Annotated in this window: 25 protein-coding genes; 5 read left to right on the top strand and 20 right to left on the bottom strand. The window is 41.6% G+C overall.

The annotated features are described in order from the left end of the window. Positions 1–99: 99 nt before the first annotated feature. From BM291_RS22540 to BM291_RS18700, 9 genes are all read right to left on the bottom strand, one after another. The gene (locus BM291_RS22540; protein WP_394333456.1) at positions 100–306 is read right to left on the bottom strand and encodes a hypothetical protein; all 207 of its coding nucleotides are present in this window, start codon (positions 304–306) and stop codon (positions 100–102) included. Between the two features lie 109 nt (positions 307–415). After that, the gene (locus BM291_RS18735) at positions 416–643 is read right to left on the bottom strand and encodes a hypothetical protein (RefSeq protein WP_092900283.1); all 228 of its coding nucleotides are present in this window, start codon (positions 641–643) and stop codon (positions 416–418) included. A gap of 273 nt (positions 644–916) precedes the next feature. Further along, on the bottom strand, positions 917–1516 hold the full coding sequence (locus BM291_RS18730) for an HD domain-containing protein (RefSeq protein ID WP_092900281.1): 600 nt from the start codon (positions 1514–1516) through the stop codon (positions 917–919). A 117-nt stretch (positions 1517–1633) separates the two neighbouring features. Continuing rightward, on the bottom strand, positions 1634–3364 hold the full coding sequence (locus BM291_RS18725) for an FAD-dependent oxidoreductase (RefSeq protein ID WP_092900279.1): 1731 nt from the start codon (positions 3362–3364) through the stop codon (positions 1634–1636). Positions 3365–3423: 59 nt separating this feature from the next. Then, the gene (locus BM291_RS18720) at positions 3424–3600 is read right to left on the bottom strand and encodes an HD domain-containing protein (RefSeq protein ID WP_245786914.1); all 177 of its coding nucleotides are present in this window, start codon (positions 3598–3600) and stop codon (positions 3424–3426) included. A 19-nt stretch (positions 3601–3619) separates the two neighbouring features. Beyond that, positions 3620–4210: a hypothetical protein gene (locus BM291_RS18715; RefSeq protein WP_092900271.1), complete on the bottom strand. Its 591-nt coding sequence runs from the start codon at positions 4208–4210 to the stop codon at positions 3620–3622. A gap of 110 nt (positions 4211–4320) precedes the next feature. Beyond that, the gene (locus BM291_RS18710) at positions 4321–5070 is read right to left on the bottom strand and encodes a succinate dehydrogenase/fumarate reductase iron-sulfur subunit (protein WP_092900270.1); all 750 of its coding nucleotides are present in this window, start codon (positions 5068–5070) and stop codon (positions 4321–4323) included. A gap of 30 nt (positions 5071–5100) precedes the next feature. After that, positions 5101–7035, bottom strand: a complete 1935-nt coding sequence (locus tag BM291_RS18705; RefSeq protein ID WP_092900269.1) for a fumarate reductase/succinate dehydrogenase flavoprotein subunit — start codon at positions 7033–7035, stop codon at positions 5101–5103. A gap of 13 nt (positions 7036–7048) precedes the next feature. Next, positions 7049–7729: a succinate dehydrogenase cytochrome b subunit gene (locus tag BM291_RS18700; RefSeq protein ID WP_092900268.1), complete on the bottom strand. Its 681-nt coding sequence runs from the start codon at positions 7727–7729 to the stop codon at positions 7049–7051. A gap of 300 nt (positions 7730–8029) precedes the next feature. Between BM291_RS18700 and BM291_RS18695 the strand changes: the two genes are divergently transcribed. The 3 genes from BM291_RS18695 to fabD all read left to right on the top strand — a co-directional run bounded on the left by BM291_RS18695 (position 8030) and on the right by fabD (position 12348). Continuing rightward, positions 8030–10810 carry a T9SS type B sorting domain-containing protein gene (locus BM291_RS18695; protein ID WP_092900409.1) on the top strand — a complete coding sequence of 927 codons (2781 nt, stop codon included), beginning with the start codon at positions 8030–8032 and terminating at the stop codon, positions 10808–10810. After that, a complete protein-coding gene (locus tag BM291_RS18690; RefSeq protein WP_092900267.1) occupies positions 10807–11250 on the top strand; it encodes a thiol-disulfide oxidoreductase DCC family protein in 444 nt (147 codons plus the stop codon). Before BM291_RS18695 ends, BM291_RS18690 begins: the two co-directional genes overlap by 4 nt. Before the next feature lie 222 nt (positions 11251–11472). After that, positions 11473–12348: an ACP S-malonyltransferase gene (fabD, locus tag BM291_RS18685; RefSeq protein ID WP_092900407.1), complete on the top strand. Its 876-nt coding sequence runs from the start codon at positions 11473–11475 to the stop codon at positions 12346–12348. A 324-nt stretch (positions 12349–12672) separates the two neighbouring features. Here the strand turns inward: fabD and BM291_RS18680 are convergent, their stop codons facing one another. Continuing rightward, the gene (locus BM291_RS18680) at positions 12673–12867 is read right to left on the bottom strand and encodes a hypothetical protein (protein ID WP_092900266.1); all 195 of its coding nucleotides are present in this window, start codon (positions 12865–12867) and stop codon (positions 12673–12675) included. Between the two features lie 85 nt (positions 12868–12952). Then, positions 12953–13438, bottom strand: a complete 486-nt coding sequence (folK, locus tag BM291_RS18675) for a 2-amino-4-hydroxy-6-hydroxymethyldihydropteridine diphosphokinase (protein WP_092900265.1) — start codon at positions 13436–13438, stop codon at positions 12953–12955. A gap of 71 nt (positions 13439–13509) precedes the next feature. Here folK and sppA point away from each other — a divergent pair, with 71 nt between their 5' ends. Then, positions 13510–15279 carry a signal peptide peptidase SppA gene (gene sppA / locus BM291_RS18670; RefSeq protein ID WP_092900264.1) on the top strand — a complete coding sequence of 590 codons (1770 nt, stop codon included), beginning with the start codon at positions 13510–13512 and terminating at the stop codon, positions 15277–15279. Positions 15280–15520: 241 nt separating this feature from the next. On the opposite strand, the gene BM291_RS18665 is transcribed toward sppA, so the two are convergent. Next, a complete protein-coding gene (locus BM291_RS18665) occupies positions 15521–16414 on the bottom strand; it encodes a flavin reductase family protein (protein WP_092900262.1) in 894 nt (297 codons plus the stop codon). Between the two features lie 157 nt (positions 16415–16571). Here BM291_RS18665 and BM291_RS18660 point away from each other — a divergent pair, with 157 nt between their 5' ends. Continuing rightward, positions 16572–17432, top strand: coding sequence for an endonuclease/exonuclease/phosphatase family protein (locus tag BM291_RS18660; protein ID WP_092900260.1), 861 nt, complete (start codon positions 16572–16574; stop codon positions 17430–17432). Between the two features lie 81 nt (positions 17433–17513). Here the strand turns inward: BM291_RS18660 and BM291_RS18655 are convergent, their stop codons facing one another. From BM291_RS18655 to BM291_RS18620, 8 genes are all read right to left on the bottom strand, one after another. Then, positions 17514–18713: a phosphoglycerate kinase gene (locus BM291_RS18655; RefSeq protein ID WP_092900258.1), complete on the bottom strand. Its 1200-nt coding sequence runs from the start codon at positions 18711–18713 to the stop codon at positions 17514–17516. Between the two features lie 122 nt (positions 18714–18835). Beyond that, a complete protein-coding gene (locus BM291_RS18650; RefSeq protein WP_092900256.1) occupies positions 18836–19801 on the bottom strand; it encodes an L-threonylcarbamoyladenylate synthase in 966 nt (321 codons plus the stop codon). Position 19802: 1 nt separating this feature from the next. Further along, positions 19803–20516, bottom strand: a complete 714-nt coding sequence (locus BM291_RS18645; RefSeq protein WP_317045670.1) for a tetratricopeptide repeat protein — start codon at positions 20514–20516, stop codon at positions 19803–19805. Positions 20517–20557: 41 nt separating this feature from the next. Then, on the bottom strand, positions 20558–20995 hold the full coding sequence (locus BM291_RS18640; RefSeq protein ID WP_092900252.1) for an acyl-CoA thioesterase: 438 nt from the start codon (positions 20993–20995) through the stop codon (positions 20558–20560). Further along, entirely contained in the window at positions 20995–21546 is a 552-nt protein-coding gene (locus tag BM291_RS18635) for an NUDIX hydrolase (RefSeq protein ID WP_092900251.1), read from the bottom strand. The genes BM291_RS18640 and BM291_RS18635 overlap by 1 nt, the downstream gene beginning before the upstream one ends. Continuing rightward, positions 21533–22141 carry a hypothetical protein gene (locus tag BM291_RS18630; protein WP_092900250.1) on the bottom strand — a complete coding sequence of 203 codons (609 nt, stop codon included), beginning with the start codon at positions 22139–22141 and terminating at the stop codon, positions 21533–21535. The genes BM291_RS18635 and BM291_RS18630 overlap by 14 nt, the downstream gene beginning before the upstream one ends. Next, positions 22134–24056 carry a RecQ family ATP-dependent DNA helicase gene (locus BM291_RS18625; protein WP_092900249.1) on the bottom strand — a complete coding sequence of 641 codons (1923 nt, stop codon included), beginning with the start codon at positions 24054–24056 and terminating at the stop codon, positions 22134–22136. Before BM291_RS18625 ends, BM291_RS18630 begins: the two co-directional genes overlap by 8 nt. Further along, a complete protein-coding gene (locus BM291_RS18620) occupies positions 24057–24830 on the bottom strand; it encodes an enoyl-CoA hydratase/isomerase family protein (protein ID WP_092900248.1) in 774 nt (257 codons plus the stop codon). Positions 24831–24844 lie beyond the last annotated feature (14 nt).

Genomic DNA, 24844 nt, shown 5'->3' with positions numbered 1-24844 from the left:
CTTTTCTAGGATAGACTATTATTAAAGAAGAAAAATCTTGATTTCAATTCACAGTTCGATAAAGTCTGATACTGCGTTACTTATTCGACCAAAAAAATGCTACAATCCCCTATTCATTTCAGAAGGATTTATCCGAGTATCAAAGACGTCGGCAATTTTAATCACTCCATTCTCTATATCGACTGAATAAATCAGCTTATAGCTTTTAAAAAGTAGATAGCGGTATTTTATTTCTCTGTCTTTAAGCCACTCCTCTTCTTGTCCTATGAGTGGTGATCTCACTAGACTTTGGGGAGCATTAAGAATTCCTACTAAAAGCTTTCTGGCAACCGAAAAACTAGCATTATTGAGATAATATTCAAAATATCATCTAGCTGCTGCTCGGCAAAATCTGACCATATAACCTCCAACTCCATTACTGAAATTTAGCAAGAAGCTCTTTGGTCGTTTTATGTTTTCCGTTTTTGAAGTCAGATTCAGATTGGTCAATCCGCTTATTCAAGTCCTCCTTTGTCAAACGTTTTGGCATATTATCTACCGAAGTTTCCTCCTTCAAAAGAATCTCCAATTTAGATAGGGAATCAGAATCCTCAAGTTTCAGAAACTTCTGAACAAATTCGATTTTTCTAGAAGCAATATCCATCTGCAAATCATTAAGTTAATTTTCAAATATATAAAATTATGATTATCCGCAATGATGCCAGTCATCTTCGATTCTTTGCTTATCTGGTCGGAAGACCGATGAACGAAGACAGAAGCGGCCTCAATTTTTGAGTTTAACATAACCTATATTGCTTTTATCTCCCTACTGGCAGAAAAGCGGATAATCACATATAAAATAAACGATTCATCACTTTGACTAGTTTTGCTTAGATCTTAGTAGAAAAACACTTACATGCGAGTTTTTGTCAATCTTTTATTCACTTTCCTTCCTTAGAATCCCCTTCTCCACACTTTCGTTAATCAAGTTCTCCGCATAGTTCCAGATTGATTCTGAACCCTGCTTAATTGCTTTTTTCTTGTCGTAAACTTTTTGATAAGGAACATCAAATTCCGCCCAAGTCCCACCATTATTGGAGGTGTTTTGTAGCAAGGGTTCAAACCTGTCCATGGCTTTTGCGAATTTTGCTTCATCGGTCTCTCCGGCTTCAAACTCTTCCCAAACGGCTATAAACTCTTCTGCTTGCGCTGTCGGTAAAAGTCCAAAAATTCGCTTTGCGGCAAGAAGTTCTTCTTCTGTATTCGTATGGTTTTTTGTAGTATCATATATAAACGTGTCACCAGCATCAATCTCCACGATGTCGTGGATTAGCACCATTTTCACCACCTTCAGCACATCAATTGGCTTGTCCGAATGCTCTGCCAGTACAATGGTCATCATCGCCAAATGCCAACTATGTTCAGCATCATTTTCGAGTCTATCGCTATTGAATAATTTGGTCTTGCGCTGAATGTATTTCAACTTGTCTATTTCTTTTATGAAAGCTACTTGTTGTAGTAGATTGGCTGGGTTCATTGGTCTATAAATCTTGTTGGGAATTTTATTGAGGGGTGAAGTCTGTTTAAAGTTCCACTAACGATTGGAATAAGACATGTTTTAATACTTCCTATTCACTAGTGCAGTATCTAATTTCTATTCCAATACTTGGTCTAGTCGGATCAAGTGCTCTCTTATCTTAGGGTACTCTATGTCTTGAACTGGCTTATTTTCATCAATTGCCAGACTAGCAATCACAGCAGAACTTTGACCCAGCACCATAAAAACTGGTTCCATGCGAATCGACCCAAATGCAATATGTGACGCACTGAGACAGATAGGAATCAGCAGATTAGAACATTCCTCTTTTTTCGGAACAATAGAACGATAACTTATTGGAAAAGGAGCCTTAACATGAGCTTCTACATTTCCCTCATTCGATACATACCCATCGGAATTCACATAACGCTTCACCTGATGGGAATCCATTCCATAGGCTGCCATTCCTATTGGATCGTTGACTAGCTCAATACCTTCGCAGTTTTTTTGAGTCATTACATAATCACTGATCATGCGTCTAGCTTCTCTTATATACAACTGTTGCTGCCAGCCGTCTTCACGCTCATATTCATCTTTGCAAGTTCCCCATTGCGACACCTTCTCTCTTACTTTTACTGGAATACGAGGATGATAGGCCAAGGTCCACATGAGCCCTTGCTGATAGTGCCGATGGCGCTCTATAATCTCCTCACGTTCTTCGTAGGATGCTTCTGGATAGTCCCAGTTTTGCCCGATAAAATCAGTTGAAAAACCCTTTTGGTTGTTCGTGTCCGTTTTGCGGTTGGGCATAGCTGAATTGATCCAAGGAACCAAGGGATCACCATACGAATACATTTCTTCAATTGGACCATCTGCCGCTTCATAATTACGAAATAGCAACTCATAGTCCAGTTCCTTGTAATTCTCAGGTTTCGCAAAAGGTATTCGATTGTCTGGATGGTCAGTCAGGGTCATTCGAAAGCAGTAAGCCTGAATACGATTGTCACCTTGTCCATCTATTCCAGGTCCACCTTCAGTAATGAAAGGCAGAAGCCCGCTTGTAGAATCTCCTTCGACAATGTACGGATCCACTCCATCGATGAAATTATGGTAAACACTATTATTAGAAACTGTCCCAAGAAGTGCCTCACTCTTATCGTTGGCCTGCACACCGTTCAACGTTTCTCCGTATTGAGAATTAGACTCTCTGCCTACTGTATAAGAGACTCCTGCGCTTGCCAAAAGATCTCCCTCATAGGTCGCATCCATAAAAACTTTCCCATGGTAAGTTTCCCCCGATTCCATGGTAATGGATTTAATGGCGTTATTAACTTTCGCTACACCAGTAGATCTATTCAGCCGCTGCTTATAGACAATAGTAATGTCAAGGTCCTTGATCATATCGTGATATACTTGCAGCGCTGCGGATGGCTCAAAAGTCCACATTGAATCTTCTTCCTTGCCTGAGCGCGTTTGCCCGCCATCGATGTAGTCTGATCTAGCTTGCCAAACCCAATTGGTCGAATCCTGGTAATGAGATTTTATATTTCTGTAAAATTCCCGGGCTATTCCTCCAACTACCTGCTTATTCCCAATATCAGTCTGCCCAAGACCACCAGTGGTAAGCCCGCCTAAGCGATTGCTTGGTTCAATAAGTATAACAGACTTCCCCAGTCTTGCCGATTGAATGGCAGCAGATACACCTGCAGAAGTTCCTCCGTAAATCACAACATCTGCAGATTTTTGCCCCTCTTTAGTTTTATCGCCCACGCTGTTTTTGGTATCACAAGACGCAAGACCGATGATGATTAATAGGAGAACTGTAGTTATTGTTTTTGATACTTTCATTGATGCTAAATTGAGTTGCTCTTAAGTTTACGCCAAAATACTGAATGTATAAATCAGAGCTAATATAAGTCTGGATTCTCAGTCAAAGCAATGGTCATCATCGCCAAATGCCAACTATGCTCAGCATCATTTTCTAGTCTGTCGCTGTTGAACAACCGAGTTTTGCGCTGAATGTATTTCAACTTGTCGATTTCTTTTATGAAAGCAACTTGCTGTAATAGATTGGCTGGGTTCATTTTCAGGGTTGTGGGATTTTTATATTTTTTCAGAAAGTTCTTTGGGTAATATTTTCTCTAAAATCACTTTTTGATTTTTCTCAATTACTAAAAATTTCCAATCTGTTTCTCCATTTATTGAAATCGCGTAAACCTCTTTTTGAGATTGGATTTCAAAAAATTCAGTCTCTTCATTGTATTTCACATTGTCTATACCAAATGTTTGTTCAAATGAGACTTTCAACAAATTCAATCTCATTTTCTTTTCATCCTCAGTTTCTTCTTCACTTTTCATTTTTATATCCATCTGATTCGAATAGGTCAGCAGAGAATAATATTTATCTTCTATATTTTGAACAACATCAATTGCTAAAATTTTAGGGTTTTTGATTTCAAACTCCATTGCAGGATTATTGAAAGTTTGTTCCATTAATTGGATCATTTGGGCTTTTGGAACAATCTCAAAAAACTCAGGTGTGATATATCCCATTGATTTCTCAAATTCCATATTCACAATAGAGTTTAAATATTCGGTGAATTCACCTGCAATATTTTGTTTGTAATCTTGAGCAAATCCGAGTGAACAGATTGTCAAAAGAATGGCTGTAAGTAAGTTTTTCTTGATATTCATTTTTTTTCAAATCACATTTAAAATATTTAAATCTGCAATATTATTGGACTTCTAAACCAAAAAAGCCGACTCTCGCCGGCTTTTATACTCTTTATGAATTCGTAATTCAATTAAACATTTTCGCTCTTTAGCGAAGCAGAGAAATACTCTCTGTTCATTCGAGCGATGTTTGTCAGGCTGATTCCTTTAGGACATTCTGCTTCGCAGGCACCAGTGTTAGTACATGCTCCGAAACCTTCCTCGTCCATCTGAGCGACCATCTTCTCTGCTCTGGACATACGCTCCACTTGACCTTGTGGTAGCATTGCCAGCTGAGAGATTTTGGCAGAGGTGAATAGCATTGCTGAAGCATTCTTACACGCTGCCACACACGCTCCACATCCGATACAAGTAGCCGAATCAAAGGCTTCATCAGCTACTCTCTTAGGAATAGGAATCTCATTTGCATCCGGTACACCACCTGTATTCACATTCACGTATCCGCCCGCTTGGATGATTCTGTCAAATGAACCACGATCTACAACTAGGTCTTTTACCACTGGGAAGGCTTTTGCTCTCCATGGCTCGATCGTAATCGTTTCCCCATCGGAGAACGTACGCATGTGAAGCTGACAAGTAGTCGTCTGCTGCGGTCCGTGTGGATGACCATTGATATAAAGTGAGCACATGCCACAGATACCTTCACGGCAATCGTGATCAAAGTGCACAGGATCTTGTCCTTTGATAGCAAGTTCCTCATTCAAGACATCCATCATTTCTAGGAATGACATGTCAGTGGAAATTCCATCTATTGGATAGGTGACAAAACCGCCTTTATCGCTGGCGTTCTTCTGTCTCCATATTTTTAATGTCAGTTTCATACTATATAGTTATGAATTAAAGTCTTGAATTTATTTGTAGGATCTCTGAGTCAACTTCACGTTTTCAAACACGAGCGGCTCTTTGTGGAGAGTTTCAGGAGAATTCTCTGCCATAAACTCCCAAGCGGCAGCATAAGCGAAGTTCTCATCATCTCTCAATGCTTCTCCATCCGGAGTTTGAGACTCCAGTCTGAAGTGACCACCGCAAGACTCAGATCTGTTCAATGCATCGTCTACCATCAATTCGCCAAGTTCTAAGAAATCAGCTACTCGACTAGCTTTCTCCAGTGTCTGGTTCAATTCTTCGTTTGCACCAAGCACTTTCACATCTCTCCAGAACTCTTTTCTAAGTTCCTGAATCATGCCTTTTGCTTTCGTCAAACCTTCCGCATTTCTAGCCATACCACAGTATTCCCACATGATATGTCCCAATGCTTTATGGAAGTGATCTACCGTTTTGGTACCGTTGATACTCAACAATTTTTGTATTGCATCCTTCACTCCTTTTTCTGCTTTCGCAAATTCAGGATGATTCGCATCTACTGGCGCAGGGCCTATTTGTGCCAAATAATCGCCGATAGTGTAAGGAACTACGAAGTATCCATCTGCCAAACCTTGCATCAAAGCAGAAGCTCCCAATCTGTTTGCTCCGTGATCGGAGAAGTTTGCCTCGCCCAAGGAATAAAGACCAGGAACAGTAGTAGATAAGTTATAATCAACCCAAAGCCCACCCATAGTGTAGTGAACTGCTGGATATATTTTCATTGGAGTCTGGTAAGGATTCTCACCAGTGATCTGCTGATACATGTCAAACAAGTTGCCGTATCTCGCGCGGATCGCATCCTCGCTGTCGCGATTGATGGCATCACGGAAGTCAAGGAAAACAGCCTGGCCAGTTTCGTTTACTCCACGATTTTCATCACAAACGTCTTTCGCATTTCTGGAAGCCACATCACGAGGAACCAAGTTACCGAAGGAAGGATACTTTCTCTCCAAGTAATAATCTCTGTCCTCATCCTTGATATCTCTAGGCTTGATTTCTCCTTTGCGAAGCTTTTGCGCTAGCTCTACTGTCTTTGGCACCCAAACACGACCATCGTTTCTCAGTGATTCAGACATCAACGTCAACTTGGACTGATGATCTCCTGACACTGGAATACAAGTCGGGTGAATCTGCGTGTAGCAAGGATTGGCGAAGTAAGCACCTTTCTTATGAGCTCTCCAAGCTGCGGTCACATTCGATCCCATTGCATTGGTAGATAGGAAAAATACGTTTCCGTAACCACCAGTACACAATAGCACCGCGTGAGCAGCGTGAGTTTCGATAGCTCCAGTGATCAAGTTTCTGGTTACAATACCTCTTGCATGACCGTCGATAGTCACGACGTCCATCATTTCAGTACGAGGATAAAGTTTCACTTTACCATTGGCTACCTGACGACTCAAAGCAGAGTAAGCTCCTAAAAGCAACTGCTGTCCAGTTTGGCCTCTGGCGTAGAAAGTTCTGGAAACCTGCGCTCCACCGAAAGAACGGTTGGCAAGCAATCCACCATATTCTCTGGCGAAAGGAACACCTTGCGCCACGCACTGGTCAATGATATTTACAGAAACTTCTGCAAGACGGTACACATTGGATTCACGGGAACGATAATCTCCACCTTTGATGGTATCGTAGAAAAGTCTGTAAACCGAGTCACCGTCATTTTGGTAGTTTTTCGCAGCATTGATCCCGCCTTGTGCAGCGATAGAGTGCGCACGACGAGGGCTATCCTGGAAGCAAAAAGCTTTCACTTTATAGCCCAATTCTGCAAGAGAAGCAGCTGCAGAGGCCCCAGCAAGACCGGTACCTACTACGATTACCTCGTATTTTCTTTTGTTTGCTGGGTTTACCAGCTTACTGTTAAACTTATGTTTAGTCCACTTTTCGGCTAAAGGTCCGATTGGGGATTTTGAATCTAGTATCATAGGGGACTATTGATTAGCTCTGTGTGAAATAGATATAAACTGGCATGCTGGCAAATAGGATCGGAACCACTATGCAGTAGATTTTTCCGATCAGCGCAATTGCTGGCGAGTATTTCGCATGATTCAAACCTAAGGTCTGGAATGCGCTGGCAAATCCATGAGAAAGGTGGAATCCCAAGAAAGCCATTGCTATTACATATCCGATTACCATCAGTTCATTTTGGAAAGCAAAAGCCACAATGCTGAACAAATCCTTGTATTCTACACCATCATAAGTCACGAAAGGAACATCTCCCCAGTGCATCTGATACCAGAAAGTCTGCATGTGTATCACGATGAAGATCAAAATGAATGTGCCCAAAATACCCATGTTACGGGAAGAAAGAGTGGTAGAAGGCGGAGTAGATACGCCATATCCTATGGGACGAGCAGCTCTATTTGTACTGCCAAGCCAGATAGAAAAGATTACGTGACCAATGATGGAAATGTAAGTAAGGTAAGAAAGCAGTTTTACCGCTGGATTAGTAGTCATGAAATGAGCATAAATATTAAATGCCTCACCACCATCACTCTTAAACAACTGCAAGTTTCCTGCAACGTGACCTGTCAAAAATAGAATCAGGAAAAGTCCGGTCAATGCCATGATCAGTTTCCTGCCTATTGTGCTACTCAAGGTTTTTGTAACCCAGCTCATACAATTTTTGCGATTAGATTAGAACGAAATCTTTGATTATTACTGCCAAATTTACGTGTGGATGAGGTAGCAAACAATCCATTCAAAAACACTTGCCTTATTTTAATCGGTTCTAAATAAAAACCAACATGCAGTGCTTCTAATGGTCAATTAACAATGTGTACAGATTTAATGTTTGATTTTGCGGGGATTTTCTCCTTACTTCCCTTTATTTCGTAAAAGGAAAAGGATGTAAGCTAAAACCTTAGAAGAGGATTAATTCGTACATTCTATTTCTCCTTATAAATGAACTTGACCAATATGAAGCTTAAAATCACCCTTGGACTTTTTCTAATCTTCCTGGTAGCCGGGATTTCCGAAGCTTGGGCTACCCACATTAGAGCAGGTGAAATCATCGCTGAGCGGGTTTCAGTTCAAAACCTTACCTATAAAATCACGGTGGTTGGGTATACAGATACCCGATCAAACGTAATCTTCGGGCCAGGGGAAATCAATTTTGGAGATGGGAGAATTGTAGATGGTTTGAATACTGAAAGTCAATTCAGTACAGTAATAAGTTTGGGTAATCAAATTGAGAAAAACATCTTTGTGATTTCTCATACATTTCAAGGACCTGGAACTTACACGATCAGATTTCAGGAATTCAATAGAAATGACCGAACACTGAATATGGATAATTCGGTGGATACGCCGTTTTATGTAGAAACCACTATTACAATTGACCCTTTTATAGGAGTAAATAACTCTCCTGTTCTGACAATCCCGCCAGTAGACAATGGTGCAGTAAACGTCAGATACATACACAATCCAGGTGCTTTTGATCCAGATGGCGATAGTTTAGCTTATTCTATGGACATTCCTAAGCAGCAGTTCCAACGTCCAGTTAATAACTATAGAAGCCCTGCTTCTCCTGAATTCAGTTTCAAACAAGAAGATGGTAGCACCCCAGCATTTTTAACCTTGGATCCAGTTAATGGGGATCTCATTTGGGATGCCCCCGGAACCGCAGGGCAATTCAATGTAGCCTTTAGAATCAATGAATATAGGAAGCTGGATGGGAAATGGGTGCTCATAGGCTATGTGGTCCGAGATATGCAAATTATTATTGAAAACTCGAATAACAGAAGACCCGAGTTGATATTGCCCCCAGATCTTTGTGTGGTAGCAGGCACTAAAATAGAAGAAATCATCCAAGGTCAAGACCCAGATGGTGACCCTATCAAAATTGAGGTCTTTGGCGAACCTATAGAAATAACCACTTCTCCTGCTAACTATTCACCAAAAAGCACTTACCAGCCTACTCCAGGCATCGTGAACTTCGATTGGCAGACAGTCTGTAATCATGTGCGAGCAAGAGAATATGAAGTTCGGGTAAGAATTTCAGATCAACCTACCTCCGGACCTTCCTTAGTAGATATTAAAACTTGGCGCATCAAAGTAGTAGGCCCACCGCCTGTTTTCGATGAAATAGAGCAAATGCCTGGTAGAACGGTAGAGCTGAATTGGGATCCATATGCATGTGCGAACTCAGCTAGTGAAATGCAGATATGGAGAAGAATCAATTCAGATCCTTATCAGCCTGACAGCTGTGAAACAGGCATCCGAGCAGGGTATGAATTGATCGGAACTACCACCATGCAAACGCTAAATTTCTTAGATGTAAATGGTGGAGATGGCTTGGCGCCTGGAAACACCTATTGCTATAGACTAGTAGCAGCTTATCCAAACCCACGAGCGGGCGAAAGCATCGTTTCCGATGAAATCTGTGTGACCATAGATGTGGATGTTCCAATCATCACCAATGTCAGTGTGGAAGAAACTGATCCAACAGCTGGAGAGATATTCGTGAAATGGACACCTCCCTATGATATTGATAAAGTGCAGTTCCCAGGACCTTACACTTATGAGCTTTTGCGAAGCACTGGATTCAATGGAAATACTGGATTGGTATCGTTGGGAGTCACTTCTGACACACTTTTCACTGACACGGGACTGAACACGCAAAATGTAGTGTACAATTACGAAGTCGTCTTACTTGATAGGAATACAAAAATTGACACCTCCTCTAAAGCTTCTTCTGTGTGGGCCGACCCCACTATTATCAACGAAGCCATTGAGCTGAATTGGGAATTCATCGTTCCTTGGAACAATTCTCTCAGTCAATACAAGCATGAGGTTTACAGAAACAGAACAGATGCCGCAGCAGCGGACGACGCTACTTTTGTGAAAATCGCAGAAGTGGATGTCACCACCAGTGGATTCAAATTTCTGGACGACGGTAGCTTCAATGGTGTTCCGCTAGAGAAGGAACTTGAATACTGCTACTATGTGATCACAAAAGGCTCCTACAACGTCGCTGGGTTAGTGTATCCTTTGGAGAACAAATCTCAAATCGTATGTGCTAAGCCTGATGACAACCGCTTGCCATGTCCTCCAGTATTGACATTCGAAGGGCCTGAATGTTCCGCTTATCTAGCAGATATTCCTTGTGGCAATACCACTTATGAGCATGAGTTAAGCTGGACTCCTGACTTTTCAGGGGAATGCGATGATGAATTAAGTGGGTATAAATTGTATTATACTTCCAGTGGCGAGGATAGTCAGTTTGAATTGATAGCAACAGTTTCTTCCCTGAATCTGTCCACCACTATCCGTGACCTGGCCACCTACCGTGGTTGCTATTACATCACTGCGGTAGATAGATCTGGCAATGAGTCTGAGCCAAGTAATATCGTCTGCGTAGAAAATTGCCCTAGCTACAATCTGCCTAATGCATTTACTCCGAATGGTGATGGGATAAACGAAACCTATATGGCTTTTGACAATCCATTCTCGATGTGTCCAAGGTTCGTTATAGGAGTAGATATCTTTATCGTAAACCGTTGGGGAGTGGAAGTATTCTCCTACAATAGTCTTGAATCTTCTGAAAATGACATCTACATCCGATGGGATGGAAGAGACAAAAACGGCAACGATTTACCTGCTGGCACTTATTATTACTCTGGCAATGTAGTGTTCGATGTACTCGATCCTGCCAAAAAAGACCAAAGCTTGAAAGGAACGATTCAACTCCTTCGATGACAGAAAATAAATCCATCATATTCTTTGATGGGGTTTGCAACCTCTGTAATGCTTCCATTGATTTTGTGATCCAAAGAGATCAAAAAGATCACTTCTTGGTGGGAGCATTGCAAGAGGATTTTAGCAAAACAATACTCTCTAATTATGATGTTCGAGAAGATTACCTCGACTCCCTAGTTCTTTTGGAAAAGGGTGAAATTTATTACAAAAGCACAGCGGCACTGAAAATAGCCAGAAACCTATCTGGACTATGGCCTGCTTTGTATCCCCTTATTTTTATCCCAAAATTCCTTAGAGATCCTTTTTACAACTGGATTGGCAGTAATCGGTACCGCTGGTTTGGAAAAAAAAGCACCTGTAGACTTCCCTCTCCAGCCGAAAAAGCAAAGTTTCTTTCCTCGGAAACCATATCCCAAACAGGGATCAAGCTAAGCGTGTGAATTGTTAATTAGGTGTAAATCTGAAATCTCACAAAGGTTCTTCGGCAATGGTTGAAGTTCAAATTTGGCAATTCACCTTGTAAGGGGGCAAGGGGGATTTAATCATAGGAAATCTAAAAGTCATACTCAATATCCGCATTCAAGCTTGACTCGCATATCTCCAAGTGCAGTATGACTTTGGGAAAAGCCATATATTTGCACCGAACAAAAAAATACTACTTAATGAAGGCATTTGTTTTTCCGGGCCAAGGCGCCCAATTCCCAGGAATGGGAAAAGCACTTTATGAAGAAAATCCTCAAGCAAAAGAATTATTTGAGAGAGCTAATGAAATCTTAGGTTTCCGCATCACAGACATCATGTTTGAAGGAACTGCTGAGGAACTGAAGCAAACCAATGTAACTCAGCCTGCTGTATTTCTTCATTCCGTGATATTAGCGAAAACAACTCCCGACTTCTCGCCAGACATGGTTGCGGGTCACTCTTTGGGCGAACTTTCAGCTTTGGTTGCCAATGGGACCCTTGCTTTCGAAGATGGATTGAAGTTAGTCTATCAGAGAGCACTTGCGATGCAGGAAGCCTGTGAAATCAATCCTTCTACCATGGCTGCTATCTTAGGATTGGCAGATGAAAAGGTAGAAGAAATCTGTGCTACTTTCACTGAAGAAGTGGTGGTACCAGCGAACTATAATTGTCCAGGTCAGTTGGTTATTTCTGGTTCTAACAAAGGAATCGAGATTGCCTGCGAAAAAATGAAAGAGGCTGGAGCTAAGCGTGCGTTGCCGCTACCAGTGGGTGGAGCGTTTCACTCTCCACTAATGGAACCAGCTCGCGAGAAATTGCAGACGGCTATCGAAGCCACTACTTTCCATAGTCCTAGCTGTCCTGTTTACCAAAACGTAAGCACCACGGCTGTTACCGACATAGCTGAGATTAAAGCAAATCTAATCGCTCAGCTTACTGCTCCGGTGAAATGGACGCAATCCGTTCAAAACATGGTTGCTGATGGCGCTACAGAATTCGTGGAATGTGGACCTGGAAAAGTGCTCCAAGGCTTGGTTAAAAAAATCCATCCTGAAGCTGAGGTTTCAGGGTTGTAACTGCAGAGTAATTCGCGGAGGAACACAGTGAAAATAAAGTAAAAGCTTAGTTCAAATCTGAGGATTTGGATCAAGCTTTTTTTGTTACAAATTTGAGATACATGAATGCTGTCTGACCATAAGCTAAACTTTGGCCCAACTAATTTTACCAAAAATTAGCCTAAACAGAGCAATTAGATTCTTTAAAATTTTATGTGGGAAAGGGCTGAAAATCCCACCTATCTAAGCCCAGCTCGATAAGCATGTGTAAAAACAAGATCCTAATTCCAAGCTCTGAAAAAGCGAAATCCTAGTCTCTAGCTTACTCTATTGACCCCTCATCTCCTATTGATCTTTCTTGGAGACTTCTTCGTGATCTTTTTCCTTCTGCTTAGTTGCAACTATCCGGTTCCAATCTTCGACTGTATCATCTTCACCTTCTACTTTTTCAGGATTTTCCGACAAATCCTCACCTTCTGTTAGGGGAACAAAGACACCTTCATTCTTATGCTTATTTTTTTTGATGTATTGAAAACTCATTATTTATTCATTTTAACTAATAATGCAATTTACATTAATTCTAGAATTCCTGCAGCTTCTGGAGAAGCGGCAGAACACAAAACCATCAACCTCTCAACTCCCATACCTCAGATTTATCCTCACATTCTTTCAGCATCTCCAGACTACTTTTCTGCAAAACTGGATGAATAAACTCCGGTAAAATCTCTGCTAACGGCACTAAAACAAATTTGCGCTCCGCAATAAATGGATGAGGAACTTGAAGTTCAGGAGTATTTATAACGTCCACTCCAAAATAAATAATATCAATATCCATCGTCCGATCTCCCCAATGCTCATCTCTTTTTCTTCCTAGATCTTTTTCTATTTGCTGGATAAAAGCTAAGAGTTCAGTTGGAGAATAGGCAGTTTGGATTTCTACAACTTGATTCAAAAATGGCCCTTTAGCCACTCCTCCCCACGCTTCCGTTTCATAAACTTTAGAACTGAGCGTTATTTTCCCTAATTCTGAAACGGCCTCCACCGCCGCCTTCAGCAGTGCATTTCGATCGCCTTTATTTCCTCCTACTATTAAAACAGCTTTTTCAAACATTCTCAGCCTATTATTGCTTTTGTAAACATGGCTCAAATTAGGTTATTTTGGGGCTTCAAATAATTTAGCTTATGAAATTCTTAGGAAATGTACTGGCGGTGATCGTCGGTCTTTTTGTTTTCAGCATACTCAGTGTGCTTCTTATGTTGGGCCTGATTGGCATTGTGGCTTCATCAAGTGGATCTGAAGAGGTGACAGTAAGTGAGAACTCTGTTTTACACTTGGATCTAAACGGAAGAACTATTGTAGAGCGTACATCTGAGGATGATTTGGATCTTTCAATCTTTGGAAATCCGTTCGGTCAGGAAATGACTGCTGGTCTAATCAACCTTAAAAAAGCCATTGGCGCAGCAAAAACCAATGATAACATTAAAGGTATTTATCTAAATACTGGCCTTATCATGGCTGGTCAAGCTAATTTACTTGAGCTTCGCGAAGCATTGGTTGATTTTAAAACTTCCGGCAAATTCATCGTTGCTTACGATGAAGCTTACACTGAAGGTGGTTATTACATCGCTTCAGTTGCTGACGAAATCTACCTGAATCCTTTAGGAGGAATAGACTTCAACGGGTTTTCTTCGGAGGGAATTTTCTTCAAAGGTCTATTCGAAAAAGTCGGTGTGAAACCTGAAATTTTCCGGGTGGGTGAATTCAAATCTGCCGTAGAGCCTTTTATCCTAGAAAAAAACAGCCCTGAAGCTAGATTACAAACCCAGTCATTTTTGGATGACATGAATCAGTTTGCACTTCATGGTGTCTCTGAATCAAGAGGTATCGCTTATGATAGCTTGAAAAAAATCAATGATTTGATGCTTGTTCGCAAGCCACAAGATGCAGTGACCTATGGCTTGGCTACAGAGTTGTTGTATTTGGATCAAGTACTTTCCAAATTGAAAGACAAGCTCGGTATCGATGAGGATGATGATATCAAAACTATCAATGCTACTGACTTAAATAAAACGACTAAGTCGAAAAACATCACTTCCTCTAATAGAATAGCCGTAATCATCGCAGAAGGTGAGATTGTAGGTGGAAATGCGGAAGGGGTAATCAGTTCAGATAAGTTTGCAAAAGAAATCCGCAAAGCTCGTAAAGACGACAATATCAAAGCAATTGTACTCCGCGTGAATTCTCCAGGAGGATCAGTAGTCGCTTCTGAAGTGATATGGAGAGAAATGGCTGAAGCCAAAAAAGTAAAGCCAGTATATGTATCCATGGGTGAAGTAGCTGCCTCAGGTGGTTATTACATTTCAGCTCCTGCGGATACTATTGTAGCCCAGCCAAACACGATCACAGGCTCTATCGGGATTTTCGGTATGATGTTCAACGCACAAGAATTGCTTAATGACAAGCTTGGCATTACTACGGATGTGGTGAAAACAGGAGAACTTTCTGACTTCATGAATCCAACTAGACCGATGACAGAGGTGGAACGATCTATCATCCAAAATTCGGTGGAAGATGGTTATGAGACCTTTATTTCCAGAGTATCGGAAGGTAGAGGCATGTCTCCAGAAGCTGTAAAGGAAGTAGCATCGGGCAGAGTATGGACTGGAAACCAAGCTAAAGAAAGAGGATTAGTAGATGTGCTTGGAGGTTTGAATACGACTATTGAAATCGCTGCAGCGAGAATTGGTGCTATGGATGACTATCGGGTAGTATATTATCCTACGAAGAAACCTTGGTTTGAAACGATCATGGAGGACTTAGGAAATAGTGTTCAGGTCAAAATTCTAAAAAGCGAATTGGGATCAAACTACACACTTTACAAGCAAGTAGAAAAACTAAAAACCTATCAAGGTGTCCAAGTAAGAATGCCACAGGAAATCATCATAAAATAAAGAAAGCGGCTCAGGCCGCTTTCTTTTTGACTTTTCCTTAAATGCCGCATGGGCTTAGATACTCACCGTCTGATTTTTCCGAATAACAAAATCTGATTAACACCCACTGGCTTGAGCCTGTCCGAAAACTGCTCTTCAAAAGACACAAGCCTTCCGCTGTTGGCAGTTCAGATCACAAACTCATCGAGATTGCACAAACTAAGGAGATTCTGAAAACTGAGACTGATGACTGAATACTCTTTTACCCTTTCTGAAGCAATATTAGCCAAGCTCTATCCACATCATCCTCGTCTAGTGCTTCCTTAGCCAAAAGATGCAAATGGTCCGCCAGCGAGTCTTGATCATACTGAAAGCGAATTCTCATTTCTTGAATCTCTGCGCCTTGACCAAAATCTGCAACCTCAGCCGGACTTGGAAGAGCCTCCACATTGCCCAATCTCCCAAGATTGTTTCCACTTAAAATCGTGCTATTTCTAACTTCGGCTGGCATTTGGTCAATTCCAATACCTAGGGTACGCAAGGGTTTTGGAATTTGAAATAGAGATGCTCCACTGGCACGGCTGTACCAATTTCCGCCCAATCTTGCCACCGCATCAAGCTTCCTAGGATCAATTACGCCCATTTCATCTAAAACCGCTTCGTTTACATGAGCAACCAACACCTCACATATCACCAAATTCCCAGCTCCTCCACTGTCTCCTAGTGACTTTACTTCGTTCACTTTGCACTCAAAGGCAACATGTGCTTCCTGGATGCGCGGGGGCTTCACTTCATTTGATTTCACTTGTGTAAATCCAGCTTTATCAAATTCATTCACACCTTTCCCATACTCTGTACTTGCGAGAGACATTTGCTCCACCATCCCGAAATGAACGACGTGAATCACCACTTCGGGCACTTCCAAAACATTTTCCAAAGTATGCTTGGTGGTGTTATCACGCACGCGTCTGGATGGAGAAAAGATCAATATCGCAGGATTCGTACTGAACAAGTTGAAAAAGCTAAACGGACTCAGGTTCACATTTCCATCTCGATCAATAGTACTTGCAAAAGCAATCGGGCGAGGAGCTACAGCTCCTTGGAGCAAGCCATGAAATTCCTGAGTTGTTAGGTCTTTGGGATAAAAGGTTTTCATGTGTTTATTAGTTGATTTTCAAAGGACAGGTTGCCTGTCTCGCATGTATTCTAATCATCGAAATGTTTGACATTTTTTTCATGCTTGATTTCATTTGATGAAATTATGATTCAATTTTAGATACTTAAACCATTTTTCAAGAATAAGTTCTGAAATCATGAATTCAATCATTAGAAGTATTTTAAAAACATCTGTGTTTCTCCTAGCTTTTACGGTAGGAACAAACGCCCTTTCTATAGCGCAAACACATAATTTTGCGACTTTCAACATTCGATATGCCAATCAAAATGACGTCGGAAACCTTTGGGCAGATCGGCTACCACATGTCGCAAGCCTGATTCAGTTTCATCAAATCGAATTATTCGGTGTGCAGGAAGCATTACATAATCAACTGACTGACTTGAGTACTGAACTTGGATACAAATACATCGGCGTTGGCCGTAATGATGGGACCGAAAGTGGAGAATATGCCGCGATTCTCTATGATGCCAAGAAGTTTGAAATTTTGGATCAAGGCACCTTCTGGCTATCGCCCACTCCTGAGAAACCAAGCAAGGGCTGGGATGCCTCCCTCAACAGAATCTGTACCTGGGGAAAATTCAAGGATGAATCAGGAAAAACTTTCTATGTATTTAACATTCATTACGATCACATCGGACAGCAAGCTCGAGAAGAAAGTAGCAAACTTGTAATGGCTCAAGTGTCTAAAATCAACAAAGAAAATGCTCCTGCTATTCTCATGGGCGACTTCAATGTAAAACCCGATAATGCGGCTTACGGTACCATTACTTCAAATCCCGATTGGCAAGATGCTAGATTGATCTCCGAGGTTCCTTCTTACGGCCCCGCTGGTTCTTTCACAGGTTTTGACTGGGAGAAAATGCCTGATGGCATCATCGATCATGTATTTGTAAAAGGAAATCTGAACGTAATTCGTCACGGAATCCTTACTGATAATTATGGTAAAAAGTATCCGTCGGATCATTTTCCAGTGCTAGTGGAGATTGAGTGGAAATAAAAGTTTTCACTCCTGCATTGTAAGCTAAAAAGGCTGTCAGAATTACTTCTGACAGCCTTTTTTCATAGATTTTTGTTAGACTTAAGGCTCCAAAGCAGCAACTCCAGGAAGCACTTTGCCTTCCATGTGCTCTAGCAATGCACCACCGCCAGTAGACACGAAGGAAACATCATCTCCAAAGCCGAACTTATTAACCGCTGCAGCAGAGTCACCTCCACCGATCAATGAATATGCACCAGCTTTAGTCGCTGCTACCACCGCTTCCGCAACAGCTTTAGTTCCTTTATCAAACGAATCCATTTCGAAAACACCCATTGGACCATTCCAAAGGATAGTCTTAGAATTTGCGATTACCTCAGAGAAAATCTCACGAGTTTTTGGTCCGATATCCAAGCCCATCCAGCCATCAGGAATCTCACCTTTGTTCGCCATTCCTTGCTCAGCATCATTTGCAAAAGCTTTTGAAATCACGGTATCAACTGGAAGAATAAGGTTAACACCTTTTTCTTTAGCAGTCTCCATTAGCTCAAGTACGAAATCCATCTTATCAGCCTCTAGCAAAGAATCACCTATAGTTCCGCCTTGCGCTTTAGCAAACGTGTAAGACATACCGCCACCGATAATCAGGTTGTCCACCTTATTGAGCAATTGCTCGATGATCATAATTTTATCTGCGATTTTTGCACCGCCCATGATCGCTGTGTATGGCCTTTCAGGATTACCCAAAACTTTATCTGCGTTTTTCAACTCAGAAAGCATCAGGTATCCGCAAACTTTTTCAGTAAAAAACTGTGCGATTACAGCTGTAGAAGCATGAGCTCTATGTGCTGTACCAAATGCATCATTAACATAGATGTCGCCTAGCTTGGATAGTTTCTTAGCAAAGTCAACATCACCTTTTTCTTCCTCCTTGTGGAAACGAAGGTTTTCAAGTAATAATACTTCACCTGGCTTCAAGCCTTCAGCAAGCATTTCAGCCTCTCTCCCAATGCAGTCCGGAGCAAATTTCACTGGTCTGCCCAAAGCTTTCTCCAAAGCAACTACAATATTTTTGAGAGAAAATTTATCCTCAGGTCCAGATTTAGGTCTGCCTAAGTGTGACATCAAAACCACTGATCCACCATCGGTCAATATCTTATTGATAGTTGGCAACGCAGCTTGGATTCTAGTGTCGTCAGTTACATTCAACTCATTATCCAAAGGAACATTGAAATCCACTCTTACGAGTGCTTTTTTGCCTTCAAAACTGAGGTTATCTACATTTTTGATTCTAGAGTTCATAGTAAGGTTAATAGCTTTTGATTAATTAAATAGATAAAAATCAGGTGTGAATTTATCAAAGATTACGGCAAAAACAGACTTTCATCTGTGATCAATTTGCTAGGAAGTATAGGAAAGTAAATTTAACCTTTCGTCGAAGCTCGCTTCAAACGATCATTTATGGCTTTTCCGAGGCCTTCTTCAGGCATTAGCTCTGCCAAAATAACAGTGGCATTTGACTCATCCAAAGTCCGCATAGCAGCAAATAGATGAGTAGCAGCATCTTTCAAATCTGCCTGAGGACTTAGAGCAATTTGATTTCCGACAGGAACAGCTGGAAATGATTGAGATAATGAAAGCACTGCAAAGTCGACTTCTCGCTCTTGATAATAAGCAACCATTTCATTCAGATTGCCAAGTATAAATGGCTTGGTAGGCGCATAGTGACTTTCTAATAAACCTGGGGCCTGAGGATTTGAGGAACTGTGGCTTTTCACAGTCACTTTCCCAACAATGCTTTCAATCTCTGAAATATCTAAACCTCCCAATCGATAAACCACGATTTCATCCTCTTCCATTCCTACGATCGTGCTTTCTAAGCCTACTTTGCAATTTCCCCCATCCAGAATGTAAGAAATTTTATCTCCCAGCTGAGCATTCACATGCTTTGGCGAAGTAGGACTGATGTATCCAAATGGATTGGCACTAGGCGCAGCCAAAGGATAGTCTAACTGAGCGAGCAAATCCAAGCTCAGCGAATGATCTGGGACACGCACGGCCACGCGATCCAATCCAGAGGTGACGATATCAGGAATGTTGCTTTTTCTAGGTAGTAAGAGTGTAAGTGGCCCTGGCCAAAAGTGCTCAGCAAGCTTGCGGAGAGGCGAAGGAATGTTAGTCACATAGTTCTCAGCTGCTCCCAGAGAAGGAACATGGATAATCAAGGGATCAAAACTAGGGCGATTTTTCGTTTCAAAAATCGAAGCTACAGCCGCAGGATTCAGTGCATTTCCTGCCAAACCATACACGGTTTCGGTAGGAATAGCCACCAATTCACCTGCATCCAGAACTCCTTTTGCTCGCGATATGTCCTGCCCAATCACTGCCATTTTACTCGCAGAAATCGTCTATCCAAGTTTTGGCTTCTGTGTAACCAAGCTGAAGAGCCATCTTCAAATCTGCACAACCTTCTTCTTTTTCAGACTCACCCAAAGCAGACATTCTAGTCACTCCAAGCAAGTAATAAGCTGCAGCATTTTTTCCATCCAAATTGATCGCATCCGTTAATGCTTTCATCGCATTGCCTGGATCGTTATTTCCCAAAAGTGCTTTCCCACGATTGAAATGTACAAGTGCTTGGTTTGGCTCTACTTGAAGGGCTTTATCAAAATCCAACAAGGAATCTTCGTATTCTTCTAGACCCAGCAATGCCAGACCACGGTTGTAATAAATATCTGTTTGAGTTGGATCCAGCCTTGAAGCCATATTATAATCCGAAACTGCATTTTTGAAATTTTCCAGCTTCAAGTTCGCATTTCCACGATTGAACCAAGCTTTGTAGCTAGCAGAATCCGCGTCTATTGCTGCCGTGAACACAGGCACAGCCTCTTCGAATTTTTCTTCCTGAAATAGTGCAGCACCTTTAGCGTTCAACGCAGTTCCATTCGTAGGATTGATTTCCAATGCCCTGTCAAAAAGCGTAATCGCTCCTTTCCAGTTTTGGGCATCCATTTGATTTATTCCCTCTTGAACCAATTCTTCTTCACTTGGGCTACAACCCATCAATCCTGCCATCAGCAAGGTAATTATCCAAAGTTTTTTCACAGCTTAAATTTTGCGCAAAGATAAGGATTGCGTCTTTGTTATTAGGATTTGGGCTGAAGTTTTGCCCTATAGTTTTCTGGAAGCGGCATAGGCTTCATCGTTTTCATATCCACGGAGACGAGTATGCATATACTTTTTGCAAAAGTGTACGATTCTCCATCCTTAGTTTCTCCTACTAAATATTGCTCTAGGTCAAAGGAAGTATTGCCTATTCTGCTGCATTTCACCAGCGCATTTACCTTGTCATCGATATGAATAGGCCTGAAATAATCCATTTCTATTCTTCCGACTACAGAACCTATTTCCATAATATTCCAATCGCAAACTTGATATAGAAACATCGCTCTTGCATGTTCGAAATAATTGAAATACACCCCATTATTGACATGCAGGTAGCCGTCAATATCCGAGAATTTAATCTGAATAGGTAGGGAAAATTCAATCTCTCGCTGTAGCTCCGCGGGGTCAGGCTTGATCATCAAAGAAGAATTTCTGATTTACTGGTTTTGTCAAGCATTCTAAGAATAGAGGGATTATACCCTATCACATCCTGAACGGAGTCAAATGCGACCCAAGCCAACGAAATACTCTCGTCACTTTTGATCAAAGGCTCGTAAAGATCTGCTTCCAGAATGTAGCGTACATCAAAATGAAAATGCTCAGGAACGTGTGGGCGCTCAGGGATGATATGTTTATCCAAATCGAAAATCGTCTTGTCTACAAACTCTAAACTCTTCAAACCACTTTCTTCATTGGCTTCCTTCATAGCGACTTCCAGCAAATCCTCATTGCCGTCCGCATGTCCTCCAAGCTGCAACCATCGTCCCAGCTTCCGATGAAGCGTGAGTAAGGTATGCGTTCGCTTACGATTCACTATCCAAGCAGAAGCTGTAAAGTGCCCGTCCAGCCGCTCTCTGCCGTAAGCAAGGGGATCTTCGGTCAACTCCAAAAAATCCTGAATAAAGCTAGATTCCTCCTCATATGGCGTTCTGTATCTCCCTAGTTGCTCTTTTAAGTTAATTCTGTCCATCGTTGGTTGTTTCTAATAAATGATCAAGAAATTGATCGAAAGGTTCTGGATCCTGGTATAGCCTGTCCGAATAAAACGTCGCTAGTACCTTGAGGTAATTGGGCTGGTTATTTACACTTATTTTCTCAATGGAAACATTGCCAAATAGCTGAGAAATCAATTCATTCTCTGCTAGTGATTTAATTGGCGGTTTGAAATAAAACTTATCAGTGACTTTCACCTGTTCGTTTATTTCCTCCATTTTCCTATCCAAACTCACTTGCTGATATCCCAAAGCTAGAACTCGCTGTGCAAAAGCCAAGAAAAGCAGGGAAAATGTTTTTTCATCCAACGGGTCGTCGTAGGTGATTGCAAAACCTTTGGCATACTTAGAGTCCAAGACATGAATCTGCGGACGCTCTTCGATCTGTATGGTTTTGAAATGATAAGATTTGGAGATCAGTGCAAATGCCTCTCTCCCCTCGGAAGAATTCATCCAAGCTTTCACTTCCTCTATTTCCTGCGCTTTAAGAACAATATTCTCCTTATGCGTCATCGGAGACTTTTCCGAAGATTTGAAAACCTTGTTGAATAAATCGTCTAGAAAATTACTCATGAGCTGTAAGTACGTAACTGCCCGAAGCCAGTAGTGTAATATATCCCTGATCCTGTAAAATCCGCAAAACTCTAAGGTTTTTCTCAGCCAGAGGAAGGCGGATACTTTCGAAAATCTGCTTATCAGTCAACTCGCCAGTCTTGGATAATGTTTCCAATATCTTATTTCTAAGCTTATTTTCAGCTATTTCAGGGTGATTATCCTTTCGCTGCGTGATGCAGATATCACAAACACCACATTGTTCATCGGTAGTTTCTCCGAAGTATTCCTGAATAAACTGGGTGCGACATAGCTCAGCTTGCTGCCCATATTTCACCATACTTTGAGCTTTTTCCAGCGTCAAAGCTCTCCTAAGTTCTATTCGTTTGAAATTGAGTGGCAGTTTACCAGCATCGTATCGAGGTGTCAAAAAGGTGATCTGCGGCTTATCCTTTCGCTGGTCATAGACCATCACTTCCAGTTGTTCCAGATGTTTGAGCGATTTTATCAGCTCATTTTCATAGACATTGAGCGACTTAGCAAGTTTCGCTTCCTGGATTTTGATGTATTCTGAGAACACATTCCCTCCATACGTTCGCATGATGATTTTCACCACCGGATCCAGCTTTGCGTAAGCGATCTGAACCTCATACAATCTAGAAGGATCTACCGTAAAATGAATTTTGGAAGGTGTGTAATAGCTTTCACTGAGCCCAATAAAGCCTTCTTCTTCCAGTAATTTCAAAGCATAAAAACTCTCCAAAACGCCCAATTCATAGGTGTTTGCAAACTCATTCCATTCGAAATCAAAACTGCTCAGCATGTTGCTCCCAACTGCAATTCTGTAATAGTTTGCCAAGCACTGATACACCCGCTTCACAAAATCTAAAGGTGGATAAACAAGCTCTGCTCTTTTTAAAACAGTTTCAAAATCTTGATTATTCGCTAGTAGAACTCCATAGGCTTTTTCTCCATCTCGTCCCGCACGCCCTGCTTCCTGATAGTAATTCTCTACATTTTCGGGCAAATCATGATGAATCACCACACGCACATCTGGCTTGTCAATCCCCATCCCAAAAGCATTCGTACTGACCATCACACGAACTTCGTTTTTCATCCAAGCGTCTTGACGCTTTGCTCGATCTTGCATAGAAAGTCCCGCATGATACGCTGATGCAGAAATACCCATTTGACTTAGCGCTTTAGCGATTTGATGAGTCCCCTGACGATTTCTCACATACCAAATTGCCGTCCCATCGATTCTACGCAGTATTTCCAGTCCTTTCTCAAGTTTGTTCTCTACAAGTCGCACAGAGTAACTGAGATTTTTTCTCGCAAAACTCTGATGGAATTCCGCCGGTTTTTTCATCTCCAACTTTTCCATGATATCCGCGCAAACTTGCGGCGTAGCAGAAGCTGTCAAAGCCAAAACAGGAACATTTGGATGATAAGGGCGAATCAGGGCGATCTCTAAATAAGGTGGGCGAAAATCATAACCCCATTGAGAAATACAGTGCGCTTCATCCACTGCTATCAAATTGATCTTCATCTGGCGAAATCGCTCGACAAATAGCTCCGCTTTCAACCGCTCTGGAGATACATACAAAAACTTGTAATCTCCATAAATGCAGTTGTCCAGCGTGCGATCGATCTCTCGATAACTCATTCCTGAATAAATGGCCGCAGCTTTAATACCTTTTGCCTTTAAAGCATCCACCTGATCTTTCATCAAGGCAATCAGCGGACTCACGACCAGACATATCCCTTCCTGTGTCAGCGCGGGAACTTGATAGCATAGTGATTTACCCCCACCTGTTGGAAGCAGCGCAAGCGTATCCTTCCCAGCCAGTACTGACTCGATGATTTCTTTCTGGACAGGCCGAAAATCAGCATGTCCAAACACTTGATGAAGGATTTCAGTAGCTCTATTCAGCATTTACCAATCTGGCGTAGTTTTATTAAGGAAAGCAGAAATTCCTTTTTTGCAATCGGCATGAGCACGTGCCGTGGCATTCGTCTCCGCAGCAAGCTCAAGCGATTTGTTTCTGGTTGATTGATTTAGCTCGCGCAAAAGAGCTTTGGTTTTGCCCATGGAAAATCCTGAATTCTGTTTGATTAGTTTGGAAGCAAATTCAGTCACATAATTCGATAAAAACTCAGCTGGTTCTACACCTGTGATCAAGCCTAATTCGGCCGCTTTTGTGGAAGAAATAAACTCTCCAGAAAGTAGCAATTCCTGCGTTTTGGCAGCGCCAATTTGCTCCAACAAAAAGACTGAAACCAAAGCTGGCACGAAACCGATTCTAACCTCAGTATAGCCGAAAAGAGCATCCGGGACAGCAAAAGCGAAATCACAGACTGTCGCCAATCCACAGCCCCCAGCCAAAGCATGACCTTGAACTTCAGCAATTACAACTTTTGGAAGGCAGTAGATCAAATTAAACAAGTCCATAAGACGGCGGCTATCTTCTAAGTTTTCCTCGTAAGAGAAATCCTGAAGCTGCTGCAAATAGGCCAAATCTGCTCCTGCACAAAAAGCCTTTCCCGTAGATCGGAGTACAATGACTTTCACTTCATCATTTGAATTCATCGCCTCAAAAGACGTATGTAATCCTGCAATCAATTCAGGACTAAGCGCATTACGCTTTTCAGGTCGATTCAATGTGATGATTCCTATTCTGTCGGTAATCTCGGTGAGTACAGCGCTCATTTGTTTCGCAATTT

The organism is Algoriphagus aquimarinus (assembly GCF_900112005.1).
Taxonomy (GTDB): Bacteria; Bacteroidota; Bacteroidia; order Cytophagales; family Cyclobacteriaceae; genus Algoriphagus; species Algoriphagus aquimarinus.
Note: the sequence above shows the minus strand (reverse complement) of the source record. Positions and strands in the feature narration are given on the sequence as shown.

Coding starts and splice junctions, on each gene's coding strand:
- fabD (WP_092900407.1), top strand. CDS start 11,473: ATGAAGGCATTTGTTTTTCCGGGCCAAGGCGCCCAATTCCCAGGAATG.
- BM291_RS18695 (WP_092900409.1), top strand. CDS start 8,030: ATGAAGCTTAAAATCACCCTTGGACTTTTTCTAATCTTCCTGGTAGCC.
- sppA (WP_092900264.1), top strand. CDS start 13,510: ATGAAATTCTTAGGAAATGTACTGGCGGTGATCGTCGGTCTTTTTGTT.
- BM291_RS18710 (WP_092900270.1), bottom strand. CDS start 5,070: ATGAAACTGACATTAAAAATATGGAGACAGAAGAACGCCAGCGATAAA.
- BM291_RS18680 (WP_092900266.1), bottom strand. CDS start 12,867: ATGAGTTTTCAATACATCAAAAAAAATAAGCATAAGAATGAAGGTGTC.
- BM291_RS18620 (WP_092900248.1), bottom strand. CDS start 24,830: ATGAGCGCTGTACTCACCGAGATTACCGACAGAATAGGAATCATCACA.
- BM291_RS18705 (WP_092900269.1), bottom strand. CDS start 7,035: ATGATACTAGATTCAAAATCCCCAATCGGACCTTTAGCCGAAAAGTGG.
- BM291_RS18625 (WP_092900249.1), bottom strand. CDS start 24,056: ATGCTGAATAGAGCTACTGAAATCCTTCATCAAGTGTTTGGACATGCT.
- BM291_RS18660 (WP_092900260.1), top strand. CDS start 16,572: ATGAATTCAATCATTAGAAGTATTTTAAAAACATCTGTGTTTCTCCTA.
- BM291_RS18735 (WP_092900283.1), bottom strand. CDS start 643: ATGGATATTGCTTCTAGAAAAATCGAATTTGTTCAGAAGTTTCTGAAA.
- BM291_RS18650 (WP_092900256.1), bottom strand. CDS start 19,801: ATGGCAGTGATTGGGCAGGACATATCGCGAGCAAAAGGAGTTCTGGAT.
- BM291_RS18715 (WP_092900271.1), bottom strand. CDS start 4,210: ATGAATATCAAGAAAAACTTACTTACAGCCATTCTTTTGACAATCTGT.
- BM291_RS18630 (WP_092900250.1), bottom strand. CDS start 22,141: ATGAGTAATTTTCTAGACGATTTATTCAACAAGGTTTTCAAATCTTCG.
- BM291_RS18730 (WP_092900281.1), bottom strand. CDS start 1,516: ATGAACCCAGCCAATCTACTACAACAAGTAGCTTTCATAAAAGAAATA.
- BM291_RS18720 (WP_245786914.1), bottom strand. CDS start 3,600: ATGAACCCAGCCAATCTATTACAGCAAGTTGCTTTCATAAAAGAAATC.
- BM291_RS18725 (WP_092900279.1), bottom strand. CDS start 3,364: ATGAAAGTATCAAAAACAATAACTACAGTTCTCCTATTAATCATCATC.
- folK (WP_092900265.1), bottom strand. CDS start 13,438: ATGTTTGAAAAAGCTGTTTTAATAGTAGGAGGAAATAAAGGCGATCGA.
- BM291_RS18635 (WP_092900251.1), bottom strand. CDS start 21,546: ATGGACAGAATTAACTTAAAAGAGCAACTAGGGAGATACAGAACGCCA.
- BM291_RS18700 (WP_092900268.1), bottom strand. CDS start 7,729: ATGAGCTGGGTTACAAAAACCTTGAGTAGCACAATAGGCAGGAAACTG.
- BM291_RS18655 (WP_092900258.1), bottom strand. CDS start 18,713: ATGAACTCTAGAATCAAAAATGTAGATAACCTCAGTTTTGAAGGCAAA.
- BM291_RS18690 (WP_092900267.1), top strand. CDS start 10,807: ATGACAGAAAATAAATCCATCATATTCTTTGATGGGGTTTGCAACCTC.
- BM291_RS18665 (WP_092900262.1), bottom strand. CDS start 16,414: ATGAAAACCTTTTATCCCAAAGACCTAACAACTCAGGAATTTCATGGC.
- BM291_RS18640 (WP_092900252.1), bottom strand. CDS start 20,995: ATGATCAAGCCTGACCCCGCGGAGCTACAGCGAGAGATTGAATTTTCC.